This is a genomic window from Acidimicrobiales bacterium (genome assembly GCA_016716005.1).
Classification (GTDB): domain Bacteria; phylum Actinomycetota; class Acidimicrobiia; order Acidimicrobiales; family JADJXE01; genus JADJXE01.
In genome coordinates this window covers 584,418-596,854 of the sequence record JADJXE010000001.1, presented here as the reverse complement: position 1 = coordinate 596,854, position 12,437 = coordinate 584,418, and the positions used below count along the sequence as shown (strand labels likewise).

Genomic DNA, 12,437 nt, shown 5'->3' with positions numbered 1-12,437 from the left:
GAAGCAAAGTTCGTATTTCAACGAACGCTGTTCGCCGCCCGGGGGCTCAGCGCACCAGCGCCACCACCGTGCCGGTCGCGACCACGGCCAGGAGCCCGGCGGCCACCAACGCGAAGCGCCAGTCGCCCTTGCGGGCCCACCGGATCCCCAGCCAGGCCACCCGGACCAGGGGCGCGGCCACGAGCAGGCCCACCATCAGCGCGCCGGCGGCCGATCCGGCCTCGTCGGGGAGCAGCGTGGCGAGGGCGGCCGCGACCGACACCGCCACCACGGCGACGCGCCCGGCCCCGGCCAGCGCGGCCTGGCGGTGCGGCCACCACGGGTGCGGGACGTGTCCGCGAGCCGGACCGCCGGGTGCGGCGTCGGCCGGCATCCCGCTCAACCCCGAACCAGGAGGATCCCGGCCACCACGACCAGGACCGCGCTCAGGACCTTGCGCACCGCCGTGGGTCGCAGGACCCCCTGGAGACGGGCGCCGATCGTGCCGCCGAGGAGCCCGCCCAGCACCACGGCCGCGCCCGACTCGGTGTCGATGCGTCCCTGGGTCGTGTAGACGATGAGCCCGGCCGCGGCGGTCACCCCGACGGTGAAGGTGGTGGTGGCCGCCGCGACCTTCACGGGCACCCGCATGATCTCCGACATCACCGGCGTCTTCAGGAAGCCGCCGCCCACTCCCGACAGCCCGGACACGATCCCGGCCCCGACCATGGCGGGGAGCCCCAGCGCGAGCCGGCGGGCCTGGTACGGGACGGTGTCGTCGCCGAGGCGGTACGTGCCGCCCAGGCTGCCCGGCCACTCGCCCGGCAGCTCGCCCGCGAAGGTGTCGTCGGGGAGGTTGCGGATCCCCTTGCGGAGGAAGCCGCTGAGGGCCGAGCCCAGCGCCACCACCGCGAGCAGGCGGGCCAGCACCGTCGAGGAGATCGCCCCGGACGCGAGCGCGCCGGCGAAGGTGCCCGCGCTGGCGGCCACCTCCACCGTGACCCCGAGGCGGTGGTGGACGGTGCCCTCGCGCAGCTGGGGCGCGCCGGCAGCCAACGCTCCGGCCGCCACCGAGAGCATGCCCAGCGGCGCCGCCTCCGACACCGGCGTGCCCGACAGCACGAGCAGCGGCACCAGGAGCACGGCTCCGCCCAGCCCGCCCAGGGCCCCGACCCCGCCCGTCAGGGCGGCCAGCCCGGCGAGGGCGACCAGGTTCACCTTCCGACGGGGGCCCGGTGCGACCGGCCGGCGGTCAGAGCCGCTCGACGATGGCGGCGGCGAACTCCGAGCAGCGCACCTCGGTGGCGCCGTCCATGAGGCGGGCGAAGTCGTAGGTGACGATCCTGTCCGCGATGGTGGCCTCGAGGGCCTTCACGATGTCGTCGGCCGCGCCCTGCCAGCCCAGGTGCTCGAACATGAGCACGCCCGACAGGATGACCGAGCCCGGGTTCACCTTGTCCTGACCGGCGTACTTGGGGGCCGTGCCGTGCGTGGCCTCGAAGATCCCGTGACCGGTGACGTAGTTGATGTTGGCGCCGGGGGCGATGCCGATGCCGCCCACCTGGGCGGCCAGGGCGTCGGACAGGTAGTCGCCGTTGAGGTTCGGTGTTGCGATCACGTCGAACTCCGAGGGCCGGGTGAGCACCTGCTGCAGGGTGATGTCGGCGATCGAGTCCTTCACCAGGAGCTTGTCGCCCGGGTCGCCCCCGCAGTCGTCCCAGCCCACGGCCACGTCGGCGAACTCCTCGCGGACGAGCTCGTAGCCCCACTTCCGGAAGGCGCCGGAGGTGAACTTCATGATGTTGCCCTTGTGGACGAGCGTGACGCTGCGGCGGCCCTTGCGGAGCGCGTAGGCGATGGCCGCCCGGACCAGGCGCTTGGAGGCGAACTCCGAGATGGGCTTGAGGCCGATGCCCGAGTCGGGGCGGATGTCCCAGCCGTACTCCCGCTTGCAGAAGTCGAGCAGCTTGGCGGCCTCGGGGGAGTAGGCCTCGACCTCGAAGCCCGCGTACACGTCCTCGGTGTTCTCCCGGAAGATCACCATGTCCACCAGCTCGGGGTGCCTCACCGGTGAGGGGACCCCGGGGAACCACCGCACCGGGCGCAGGCAGACGTACAGGTCGAGGATCTGGCGGAGGGCCACGTTGAGGGAGCGGATCCCGCCACCGATGGGCGTGGTGAGCGGTCCCTTGATCCCGATGAGGTACTCGCGGAAGGTCCCGACGGTCTCGTCGGGCAGCCACGAGCCGGTCCGGTCGAACGCCTTCTGGCCGGCCAGGACCTCCATCCAGGCGATGGTCTTGCCGTGCTTGGCGGCCGCGGCGTCGAGCACGAGCCTGGCGGCGGGCCAGATGTCGATGCCCGTGCCGTCACCCTCGATGAACGGGATGATCGGCTCGTCGGGCACGACCAGCTCGCCGCCCGCATCGATGGTGATCTTCCCGGGCATCTGGGTACCTCGCTCGTCGGCGTCCCCTCGGCGGGGTGGTCCGCCAACCCTACGCCTACGCTGCTGGTCGGTTCGTCGGTGTCCACCGTGGAGGTCGTGCATGCGCGCTGTCGTCCTGGAGCAGCACGGAGGACCGGAGGTGCTCACGCGGCGCGACGTGCCCGATCCGGTGCCGGGTCCAGAGGAGGTCGTGGTGGCGGTGACCGCCACCGCGGTGAACCGGGCCGACCTGCTGCAGCGGATGGGCCTCTACCCGGGACCGCCGATGCCGTTCGAGATCCCGGGGCTGGAGTTCGCGGGCCGCGTCGTCGCGCTCGGCGACCGGGCGCGCGAGGCGGCGGTGGGCGACGAGGTGATGGGCATCGTGGGGGGTGGCGCCTATGCCGAGCTGCTCGCGGTGCACGAGCGCCAGCTGCTGCGGGTGCCGCCCGCCCTCGGCCTCGCCGACGCCGCGGCCGTGCCCGAGGGGTTCATCACCGCCTGGGACGCGCTGGTGCTGCAGGGCGGGCTGACGCAGGGGCGGGTGGCGCTGGTGCACGCCGGCGCGTCGGGTGTGGGCACGGCCGCCATCCAGGTTGCCAGCGCCCTCGGCGCGACGGTCGTGGTGACCGCGTCGGCGGGCAAGCTGGAGGCGTGCCGCCGGCTCGGGGCCGACCTGGCCGTGGAGCGCAGCCCGGCCGACTGGCTGGGTGCCGTGCTCGACGCGTTCCCCGGGGGCGTCGACGTCGTGCTCGACGTGGTCGGCGGCGACGAGCTGCAGCGCAACGTGGCCGCGCTGGCGGTGCAGGGGCGCATCGTGCAGGTGGGGGTGATGGGGGGCGGCCAGGCCACCTTCTCCCTCGGGACGCTCCTGCCCAAGCGGGCGACCATCACCGGGACGGTGCTGCGGGCCCGGCCGATCGAGGAGAAGATCGCCGTGACCCGGCGCTTCGCCCGGGAGGTGCTCCCGCTGTTCGCGGCCGGGCGGCTTCGGCCGGTGATCGACAGCCGGTTCCCGCTGGACGAGGTCGCGGCCGCGCACGAGCGGATGGAGGCCAACGCCAACGTGGGGAAGATCCTGCTCGACGTGGGTTGACGTCGGCGGCGCCGGGTCGGCCCCGGTCAGCGCTGGTCGATGGGGACGTAGTCGCGGATCGGCGAGCCCACGTACTTCTGGCGGGGGCGGTAGATCTTCTGGTCCTTGGCGCCGAGCAGCTCGACCCAGTGCGCCAGCCAGCCCGAGGTGCGGGGGATCCCGAACAGGACGGTGAACATCTCGACCGGGAAGCCCATCGCCTGGTAGATGAGGCCCGAGTAGAAGTCGACGTTCGGGTAGAGCTTGCGCGACAGGAAGTAGTCGTCGGAGAGCGCGGTCTCCTCGAGCTTCAGGGCGATGTCGAGCAGCGGGCTCCGCCCCGTCACGTCGAACACCTCGTCGGCCGTGCGCTTGATGATGGCGGCCCGGGGGTCGTAGCTCTTGTAGACGCGGTGGCCGAAGCCCATCAGCCGCCCCTTGCCCTCCTTCACCGACTGGAGGAACGCCGGCACGTTGTCGAGCGAGCCGATCTGGGTGAGCATCCGGATGACGGCCTCGTTGGCGCCGCCGTGCAGCGGGCCGTAGAGCGCCGCACATGCCGCGGCCACCGCCGAGTAGGGGTCGGCCTGGGCGCTCGCCGCCGTCCGCAGGGCGGTGGTGCCGCAGTTCTGCTCGTGGTCGGCGTGCAGGATGAAGAGCACGTCGAGGGCGTGGGCCAGCACCGGGTCCGGCTCGTAGCGGGGCTCGGCCGTCTTCCACATCATCGAAAGGAAGTTGGCCGCGTAGGCGAGCGAGTTGTCGGGGTAGACGAAGGGCATGCCGACGCTGAAGCGGTGCGCGCAGGCGGCCAGCGTCGGCATCTTGGCGATGAGCCGCAGGATCTGCTTGTCGCGCGAGTCGGGGTCGGAGATCGACTTGGCGTCGTTGTAGAAGGTGCTGAGCGCGGCCACCGCCGACACGAGCATCCCCATGGGGTGGGCGTCGTAGTGGAAGCCCTCCATGAAGCGCTTCCGCATGTTCTCGTGGATGTACGTGTGGTGGGTGATGTCGTAGACCCACTGCTCGTGCTGGCTGGGCGACGGAAGCTCGCCATGGATCAGCAGGTACGCCACCTCGAGGAACGTCGACTGCTCCGCCAGCTGCTCGATCGGGTAGCCGCGGTAGCGGAGGATGCCGGCGTCACCGTCGAGGTACGTCACCGCGCTCGAGCAGGCGGCGGTGGAGAGGAAGGCCGGGTCGTACAGGCGCAGGTCGGGGTCGAGCTCTCGCAGCGCCTGCGACGAGAAGGTGCCCTCTTCGATGGGCACGGTGACGCTCTTGCCCGTCCGGTTGTCGGTGATGGTGATCGTGTCTGCCACCGAGCCTCCGATCCTTCGACGTCCCCCGAAGCGCTGTGAGCCTACCGGTGCCCCGCCACCGCGCTCGCCGTGGGCCCCGGCGGGCCTCCGGGTGGGGTCGGAGGGGCGGGTCGTCGTGCGCGTGGACGGAGGGGAGCGCGCATCCCCGTGGCGTCACTGCGGGGTGCCGGGCGAGTGCTCGCCGCCGTGGTGCTCCTCGTCGACGGGTTCGACGAGGTGCACGCCGGGCTGGTCCCCGGCCCGGGACGCGACCACCTTCCGCAGCACGTCGCGCACCGCCCGGGCCGGGGTGGACGGGAGCCCGCGGCGCCGGCGGGCGAGGCCCACGTGGCGGTACGGGACACCGGCCAGGCCGACCGGGCGCCATGGCCCGTCGACCACGACCGGCACGGCGGTGGCCGGCAGCACCGCAGCCCCGAACCCGCTGAAGGCGAGGGAAGCGATGAGGCGCACGCCGTCGATCTCGGCCTGGGCCTGCAGGCGCACCCCGGCACGGGCGGCCTCGACGTCGAGGTCGTCCCGGAAGGCGGTGCCGGGCGGCCCGAGGAGCAGTGGGTGCTCGGCCAGCTCGGCCATGGTCACCTCCGGCCGCTCGGCCAGCGCATGCCCGAGCGGAGCGACCACGAGGAGGTCCTCGTCGAACAGCGCCTCGACGGCCAGATCGGGGTCGTCGAGCGGCAGGTTCACCACCGCCAGGTCGAGCTGGCCCGAGAGCAGCTGGGGGACGAGGGACGTGGTGGAGGCCTCGAGCACCACGGGGTGCACCCGGGGATGGGCGGCGCGCACGGCCCCGAGCAGCGGGGGCACCAGCCACCGGGCGGTCGTGCCGATGACGCCCAGCCGGGCGCTGCCGGCCACCTCGGTGCCGACCGACGCCACGTCGGCGGCCAGGGCGTCGAGCTCGTGCTGGATGCGGCGGGCCCGGCGCACGACGGCCTCGCCCTCCGGGGTCAGGCGGCCGCCGGTGCGGTCGACCAGGACGACCCCGAGCTCCCGCTCGAGGTGGGCGACGTGGGTGGAGACGTTCGACTGCACGGTGTGGAGGGTCTTGGCCGCGGCCGAGAAGGTGCCGCAGTCGGCCACGGCGACGAGGGCGGCGAGCTGGCGGAGATCCATCGCCCTCCATGATGGCATCCATCGCTGATAACTGTTTGAACGATGAACATGGCGTCGCCATACTGGGGGAGCCCTCGAGGTGGCCGTCCCCCAACTGGCCGCCTCGACAGAGCCTCGAAGAACGGATCCCCCCTCCGAGTCTTCGGCTCGCGTGCGAAGGGGCCGGCCTACCCCCCAGGCCGGCCCCTTCTCTTTTCCCCGCCGCATCCGGCCCGGCGGTAGGTTTCCGGGATGGCCCGCACCGCCGTCTTCCTCGACCTCGATCGCACCCTGCTGCGGGGCCCGAGCGGGCCGGCGCTGGGGGCGGCGCTGCAGGCCGCCGGGCTGGTGACGCGCTCGCTGCCCGGGCAGGGCCTCCTCTACAAGATCTACGACGTGTACGGGGAGACGGCGCCGAGCATGCTCCTCGCCCGCCAGGGCCCCCGTGTGGCCAAGGGCCTGGCCCGCAGCGCGGTGCAGGCCGCGGCCCGGCCCGCAGCCGACACCCTGCTCGGTCTGGTGGCACCGTTCGCGCCGCCGCTGCTCGACGAGCATCGCCGGGAAGGGCGCCTGCTCGTCCTGGCCACCACCACGCCCTACGACCTGATCGCGCCGTTCGCCGAGGCCCTCGGCCTCGACGACGTGATCGCCACCCGGTACGGCGTCGACGCCGACGGCACCTACGACGGCACCATCACCGGGCCCTTCGTGTGGGGCATGGGCAAGCTGGCCGCGGTGCGCCAGTGGGCGGCCGACCGCGGGGTCGACGTGGCCGCCAGCTGGGCCTACTCCGACAGCGTCTACGACGTGCCGCTCCTGGGCGCGGTGGCCCATCCCACGGTGGTGAACCCCGACCCCCGCCTGCTGCTGGTGGCCGCGGCCCGCCGGTGGCCGGTGCTCCACCTCGACGTGCCCCCCGGCGTGCCCAAGCTGCTCGGGGTCGAGCCGCAGCAGGTGGCCCAGCTGTTCGCCCGGCCCGAGCTGGTGCCCTACGCCCGCTTCGACATCTCGGGCGTCGAGAACATCCCGTCCGAGGGACCGGCCATCGTCTGCGGCAACCACCGCAGCTACTTCGACGCCACCGTGATGAGCCTGGTGCTGGCCAAGCGCGGGCGGCCGGCACGCTTCCTGGGGAAGAAGGAGGTGTTCGACGCGCCGCTGGTCGGCGCCCTGGCCCGGGCCTTCGGGGGCATCCGGGTCGAGCGGGCGAGCGGTTCGGACGAGCCGCTCCGCGAGGCGGCCGCCGCGCTGCAGGCCGGCGAGGTGGTCACGCTCATGCCGCAGGGCACCATCCCTCGGGGCCGAGCCTTCTTCGACCCGGTCCTGAAGGGTCGGTGGGGCGCCGCCCGGCTGGCCGCCCTGACCGGGGCGCCGGTGATCCCGCTGGGGCTGTGGGGCACCGAGCGGGTCTGGCCCCGCAGCTCCCGGCTCCCCAACGTGCTGAACGTCGCCAACCCGCCGTTGGTGACGGCCCGGGTGGGCCGGGCGGTCGAGCTGGCCCACGACGACCCGGAGGCCGACACCCAGCGGATCATGTCGGCCATCGTCGACCTGCTGCCCGCGGCGGCCAGGGTGCGCCGTGACCCCTCGCCCGAGGAGCTCCTGCGCACGTTCCCCCCCGGCTACCGGGGCGACCCCGAGGCCGAGGACACCCGCCGCCCGGGCACCGACTGATCAGTCCCTCCGGCGGCCCGGCCGTGCCCGTCAGCCCAGGTGCTGGCGGGCACGGATGATGTTGAGGGCGCTCCCGGCCCGGAACCACGCCAGCTGGTCGGGCGAGAAGGTGTGGGCGCACCGGAAGTCGACGGTCGTGCCGTCGGGCCGGTGGATGCGGCCCTGCACCGCAGCGTCGGGGGTGAGGTCGGCCAGGCCCAGGATCGAGATCCGGTCGTCCTCGGCGATCAGGTCGTAGGTGGCCGGATCGGCGAAGGTGAGCGGGAGCATCCCCTGCTTCTTCAGGTTCGTCTCGTGGATGCGGGCGAACGATCGGGCCAGGATCACCTTCCCGTTGCGATAGCGGGGCTCCATGGCCGCGTGCTCCCGCGAGGAGCCCTCGCCGTAGTTCTCGTCGCCCACCGCCACCCAGCCGATGCCGGCCTCGGCGTAGCGCTTGGCGATCTCCGGGTACGGGCGGGTCCGGCCGTCGGTCTGGTCCTTGCCCTCGCCGGTGGCCCCCGTGAAGGCGTTCACCGCGCCGAGGAACAGGTTGCCGCTGATGTTCTCGAGGTGGCCGCGATAGCGGAGCCAGGGCCCGGCGGCCGAGATGTGGTCGGTGGTGCACTTGCCCCGTGCCTTCATGAGCACGGGCAGCTCCACGTAGTCGCGGCCGTCCCAGGCGGGGAAGGGCTCCAGCAGCTGCAGGCGGTCGCTGGCCGGGTCGACGCCGACCGTGATGGTGGAGCCGTCGGCCGGCGGGGCCACGAAGCCGCTCTGGCCGGGGTCGAACCCGCGAGCCGGCAGCATCTCGCCCACGGGGGGATCGAGGCGCACCTCCTCGCCGGCCTCGTTGGTGAGGGTGCCGCGGGCCGGGTCGAAGTCGAGGGTGCCGGCCAGGGCGAGGGCCACCACCGTGTCGGGGGAGGTCACGAAGGCCAGCGTGTTGGCGTTGCCGTCGTTGCGCTTCGGGAAGTTGCGGTTGAAGGAGTTGACGATCGTGTTCTTCGTGGACGGATCGACGTCGGTGCGCTCCCACTGGCCGATGCACGGCCCGCAGGCGTTGGCCAGCACGGTCGCGCCGATGGCCTCGAGGTCGGCGAGCAGGCCGTCGCGCTCGATGGTGGCGCGCACCTGCTCGGAGCCCGGGGTGACCAGCAGGGCCGTGCGGGCCCGCAGGCCCTTGGCCGAGGCCTGGCGGGCGATCGACGCGGCGCGGGTGATGTCCTCGTACGACGAGTTGGTGCACGAGCCGATGAGCGCGGCCGAGATCTCGACCGGCCACCCGTTGGCGCGGGCGGCGGCGCCCACCTCGCTCACCCTGTGGGCCAGGTCCGGGGTGGCCGGGCCGTTGATCAGGGGCTCCAGCGTGGACAGGTCGATCTCGATCACCTGGTCGTAGAAGCGGGCCGGGTCGGCCTCGACCTCGGGGTCGGCGCGGAGGTGGGCCGCCACGGCCGTGGCCGCGTCGGCGATGGCCTCGCGGCCGGTCGAGCGCAGGTAGTCGGCCATGTGGCCGTCGAAGGGGAAGATCGAGGTGGTCGCGCCGATCTCGGCGCCCATGTTGCAGATCGTGCCCTTGCCCGTGGCCGAGAGCGAGTCGGCGCCGGGGCCGAGGTACTCCACGACGGCGCCCGTGCCGCCCTTCACGGTGAGCACCTCGGCGACCTTCAGGATGACGTCCTTCGGCGCCACCCAGCCGGACAGCTCGCCGGTGAGGTGGACGCCGATCACCGTGGGCCAGCGGACGTTGAAGGGGAACCCCGTCATCACGTCGACGGCGTCGGCACCGCCCACGCCGATCGCCACCATCCCCAGGCCGCCGGCGTTGGGCGTGTGGCTGTCGGTGCCGATCATCATGCCGCCGGGGAAGGCGTAGTTCTCCAGCACGACCTGGTGGATGATCCCCGAGCCCGGCTTCCAGAAGCCGATGCCGTACCGGGCCGACACGGCCTGCAGGAACGCGTAGACCTCGGAGTTCGCGTCGAGCGCGAAGCGGAGGTCGGCGGCACCGTCCACCTTGGCCTGGATCAGGTGATCGCAGTGGACGGTCGACGGCACCGCCACCCGCGGGAGCCCGGCCGTCATGAACTGCAGGAGCGCCATCTGGGCGGTGGCGTCCTGCATGGCGACGCGGTCAGGGTGGAAGTCGGCGTAGCTGCGGCCCCGCTCCACCTCCTGGCCCTCGGGGTCGCCGAGGTGGTTGAACAGCACCTTCTCGGTGAGGGTGACCGGCCGGCCCAGCCGGCGACGGGCGCTCGCCACCCGCTCGGGGAGGGTGGCGTAGACGCCCCGGACGAGCTCGATCGGCGTGCTGGCGGTGACGGCCATGGCGACCCCCTGGAGGCGGCGGACGGCGGCCGCTTGCGTCGGCGACCGATGTAGACAAGTATATGACAAGTGCGCGAGATCCGCTACCGGGCGATCGCCGACGAGCTGCGGTCCCGCCTCGAGGCCGGCGAGCTCGCGGCCGGCCGGGTTCTCCCCAGCGAGGCCGAGCTCTCGGCAACGTACCGCGCCAGCCGCGTCACGATCCGCCGGGCGCTGGAGGTCCTCCGGACGGAGGGGCTGCTCGACGCCCGCCAGGGGTTCGGCTGGTTCGTGGCCGCCGACCCGCTGCGTCAGACCCTCGGGCGGCTCGGGACGATCGAGGGCCAGCTGGCCGAGAGCGGCCTGGTGCCAGAGCGGCGCGTGCTCGACTTCGCCTTCGTGGCCGCCGAGCCGCGGGTCCGCCGAGCGCTCGGCTGTGAGCAGGTGCTGCGGGTCCGCCGCCTCAACCTGGCCGACGGCGAGCCCTTCGCGAGGGTGACGGTCTGGTGCCCGGCCGAGCTCGGTGCCGAGCTCTCGCGCGCCGACGTGGAGCGCTCGCCGTTCTACGAGCTGCTGGCCGTCCCCCTCGGCGGGGCCACCCAGACCATCGGCGCCGCGGCCGCCTCGGCCGACGACGCCGCACTGCTGGGCATCCCCGTGGGGTCCCCGGTGCTGCGCTGCGAGCGGGTCACCCAGACCGTCGACGGCGAGCCGGTGCTGCTCTCCGAGCACGTGTTCCCGGCCCACCGGACCGAGTTCGTGGTCGACCTGCCCCACGTCGAGCTCTCGATGGCGCCGACGGGCCTGCGGCTGGTGGAGGAGCCCCAGTAGCGCTCGGGCTCGCCGTTGCGTGCACCGGATCGCTCGAAAGGCGACCGCGGGCGTGCACAGGACGCGAGCGGCCCGCCCGGCTCAGCCTTGGACGGCCGGGACCAGGATCGCGACCACCCAGATCACCACGGCCATCACCGAGATGGCCTGCGCGGCCACCGCAAGCCGGTAGCCCCGCACCGTCACCCCTCCCTCGTTGGCCGCCTTCACCCGGACCCTCGCCTTCCAGGCCAGGAAGAACGCGACCGGGCCGATCACGAACGGGATGACGATGGTGGCCAGGAGCGAGAGCAGGCCCGCGACCACCGCCAGGTTGTCGATCGGCGGCTTGGGAGGCTTGGCCGCCCTGGCGCCGGGGGTGGTGGCGCCCGTCGCGCCGGTCGCGGTGGCTCCGCCCGTGGGCCCGCCGTGCTTGGCCGCCTCGGCCTTGGCCGCGCGGGCCTCCCACGACGACTTGCTGGTCGGCGCGGCGGGGGCGTCGCCGGGCTGGGGCTCGATCGGCTTGCGGCGGAGCATGGCTAGGCGTTGGTGATCAGGAAGATGATCCAGAAGCCGATGGCCACGAACCCGAGGATCTGCCCGGCCACGGCCAGGCCCATCCCCTTCAGGCGGCCCTCGGAGGCCTGGATGTCGCGCTTGGCCCGCCAGGCGAAGAAGATGGCGAGCGGGCCGAGCACGATGGCGAAGAGGAAGAAGCCGACCATGCCCAGGGCGAGCGCCGCGATCGCCTTCGGCTCGGTCCTGGCGCCCTCTGCCGGGGCCGGCGCCACCGAGCCCTCGGTGAGGGCGCGGGTGGCGCGCTGGGCCCACGAGGTGGTGTCGGCGCCCTCCGGCCCGTTGGCCTCGGGTGCGATCACCTCGTCGGGGCGGTCGGCGTCGTCGGCCCCGGGGACCTCGTCGGGGCGGCTGGGCTCGTCGGTCGGCTCGTCGGCGCGGTCGCCCGGGGGCTGGGGGGCATCGGTCACCCGGCCATTCTCGCCGGTCGAGCCGGCGTCGGGCCAGGCGCGGCGCCCACAGGCCTGCGCAGCGGGTGGCGGTCCGGACCATCGCGCGGGGCTGCGGCGCGGGGCCGACGGTCACGCAGCGGGTGGGCTACCAGCCGTTCCAGTGGAGCACGTCGGCGAGGGGGAGGCGGGGAGCGGGCTTGAAGTCGGTGCCGAGCGTGTGGGCCACGGGGAACAGGCCGGCCTGCGTGTAGCGGTCGTAGGGGATGCCCAGCAGGTCGGCGACCGCCCGCTCGTCGGGCAGGTGCAGGGTGGTCCACGCCGACCCGAGCCCGCGCGCCCGCAGGGCGAGCATGAAGCTCCACACCGCGGGGAGGATCGAACCCCACATGCTGGCCTGGGCGAACGAGGGCAGGCCCTCGAACCGCCCGGCGATGCAGGGGATGACCATCACCGGCACCTCGTGGAGGCGCTCCCGCAGGTAGCGCGACGACGACCGGACGGCGTCGCGGCGCTGGGCCCGGGGGTCGTCGTCGGCGAACGCCGCCGAGGCCGGGTTCTGGGCGTACTCGTCGTAGTTGCGCCCGTAGTGCCCGGCGATGGCGGCCTTCAGCGCCGGGTCGTCGACGACGACCCACTGCCAACCCTGGGTGTTCGAGCCGGTGGGTGCCTGCAGGGCGACCTCGAGGCACTCCTCGACCACGGCCCGCTCCACCGGACGGTCGAAGTCGAGGCGCTTGCGCACCGATCGGGTGGTCGTCAGTAGCTCGTCGGGGTCGAGAGGCAGGAGGTCCACCGGCCGA

The 12,437-nt window shown here is 73.4% G+C and carries 12 protein-coding genes; 3 read left to right on the top strand and 9 right to left on the bottom strand.

The window, feature by feature from the left end:
- Positions 1-46: 46 nt before the first annotated feature.
- From IPM45_02920 to icd, 3 genes are read right to left on the bottom strand one after another with little or no spacing between them, the layout of a single operon-like run.
- Complete coding sequence (locus IPM45_02920) at positions 47-373, bottom strand: DUF1634 domain-containing protein (protein ID MBK9178522.1); 327 nt, start codon at positions 371-373, stop codon at positions 47-49.
- Positions 374-378: 5 nt separating this feature from the next.
- The gene (locus IPM45_02915; protein MBK9178521.1) at positions 379-1,197 is read right to left on the bottom strand and encodes a sulfite exporter TauE/SafE family protein; all 819 of its coding nucleotides are present in this window, start codon (positions 1,195-1,197) and stop codon (positions 379-381) included.
- A gap of 34 nt (positions 1,198-1,231) precedes the next feature.
- Positions 1,232-2,428, bottom strand: a complete 1,197-nt coding sequence (gene icd / locus IPM45_02910; GenBank protein ID MBK9178520.1) for an NADP-dependent isocitrate dehydrogenase — start codon at positions 2,426-2,428, stop codon at positions 1,232-1,234.
- A 100-nt stretch (positions 2,429-2,528) separates the two neighbouring features.
- On the opposite strand from icd, the gene IPM45_02905 reads away from it, so the two are divergent.
- A complete protein-coding gene (locus tag IPM45_02905; GenBank protein ID MBK9178519.1) occupies positions 2,529-3,503 on the top strand; it encodes an NAD(P)H-quinone oxidoreductase in 975 nt (324 codons plus the stop codon).
- 26 nt (positions 3,504-3,529) lie between these two features.
- Here the strand turns inward: IPM45_02905 and IPM45_02900 are convergent, their stop codons facing one another.
- Both IPM45_02900 and IPM45_02895 read right to left on the bottom strand, forming a co-directional pair.
- Positions 3,530-4,801: a citrate synthase gene (locus IPM45_02900; protein ID MBK9178518.1), complete on the bottom strand. Its 1,272-nt coding sequence runs from the start codon at positions 4,799-4,801 to the stop codon at positions 3,530-3,532.
- Between the two features lie 153 nt (positions 4,802-4,954).
- Entirely contained in the window at positions 4,955-5,917 is a 963-nt protein-coding gene (locus tag IPM45_02895) for a LysR family transcriptional regulator (protein MBK9178517.1), read from the bottom strand.
- 231 nt (positions 5,918-6,148) lie between these two features.
- On the opposite strand from IPM45_02895, the gene IPM45_02890 reads away from it, so the two are divergent.
- Positions 6,149-7,570: an HAD-IB family hydrolase gene (locus tag IPM45_02890; GenBank protein ID MBK9178516.1), complete on the top strand. Its 1,422-nt coding sequence runs from the start codon at positions 6,149-6,151 to the stop codon at positions 7,568-7,570.
- Between the two features lie 30 nt (positions 7,571-7,600).
- Here IPM45_02890 and IPM45_02885 read toward each other — a convergent pair whose 3' ends face one another.
- Positions 7,601-9,880 carry an aconitate hydratase gene (locus tag IPM45_02885; protein ID MBK9178515.1) on the bottom strand — a complete coding sequence of 760 codons (2,280 nt, stop codon included), beginning with the start codon at positions 9,878-9,880 and terminating at the stop codon, positions 7,601-7,603.
- Between the two features lie 69 nt (positions 9,881-9,949).
- Here IPM45_02885 and IPM45_02880 point away from each other — a divergent pair, with 69 nt between their 5' ends.
- Positions 9,950-10,690 (top strand): GntR family transcriptional regulator, encoded by a 741-nt coding sequence (locus IPM45_02880; GenBank protein MBK9178514.1) that lies wholly within the window; start codon positions 9,950-9,952, stop codon positions 10,688-10,690.
- 81 nt (positions 10,691-10,771) lie between these two features.
- Here IPM45_02880 and IPM45_02875 read toward each other — a convergent pair whose 3' ends face one another.
- The 3 genes from IPM45_02875 to IPM45_02865 all read right to left on the bottom strand — a co-directional run bounded on the left by IPM45_02875 (position 10,772) and on the right by IPM45_02865 (position 12,430).
- Complete coding sequence (locus IPM45_02875) at positions 10,772-11,206, bottom strand: hypothetical protein (GenBank protein ID MBK9178513.1); 435 nt, start codon at positions 11,204-11,206, stop codon at positions 10,772-10,774.
- Positions 11,207-11,208: 2 nt separating this feature from the next.
- Positions 11,209-11,655, bottom strand: coding sequence for a DUF4190 domain-containing protein (locus tag IPM45_02870; protein ID MBK9178512.1), 447 nt, complete (start codon positions 11,653-11,655; stop codon positions 11,209-11,211).
- Positions 11,656-11,782: 127 nt separating this feature from the next.
- Complete coding sequence (locus IPM45_02865; protein ID MBK9178511.1) at positions 11,783-12,430, bottom strand: nitroreductase family protein; 648 nt, start codon at positions 12,428-12,430, stop codon at positions 11,783-11,785.
- Between the last annotated feature and the right edge of the window lie 7 nt (positions 12,431-12,437).

Bases quoted from the DNA above. Each gene is read 5' to 3' on its own strand.
- icd (MBK9178520.1), bottom strand. From the start codon at position 2,428: ATGCCCGGGAAGATCACCATCGATGCGGGCGGCGAGCTGGTCGTGCCC.
- IPM45_02885 (MBK9178515.1), bottom strand. From the start codon at position 9,880: ATGGCCGTCACCGCCAGCACGCCGATCGAGCTCGTCCGGGGCGTCTAC.
- IPM45_02875 (MBK9178513.1), bottom strand. From the start codon at position 11,206: ATGCTCCGCCGCAAGCCGATCGAGCCCCAGCCCGGCGACGCCCCCGCC.
- IPM45_02890 (MBK9178516.1), top strand. From the start codon at position 6,149: ATGGCCCGCACCGCCGTCTTCCTCGACCTCGATCGCACCCTGCTGCGG.
- IPM45_02895 (MBK9178517.1), bottom strand. From the start codon at position 5,917: ATGGATCTCCGCCAGCTCGCCGCCCTCGTCGCCGTGGCCGACTGCGGC.
- IPM45_02905 (MBK9178519.1), top strand. From the start codon at position 2,529: ATGCGCGCTGTCGTCCTGGAGCAGCACGGAGGACCGGAGGTGCTCACG.
- IPM45_02920 (MBK9178522.1), bottom strand. From the start codon at position 373: ATGCCGGCCGACGCCGCACCCGGCGGTCCGGCTCGCGGACACGTCCCG.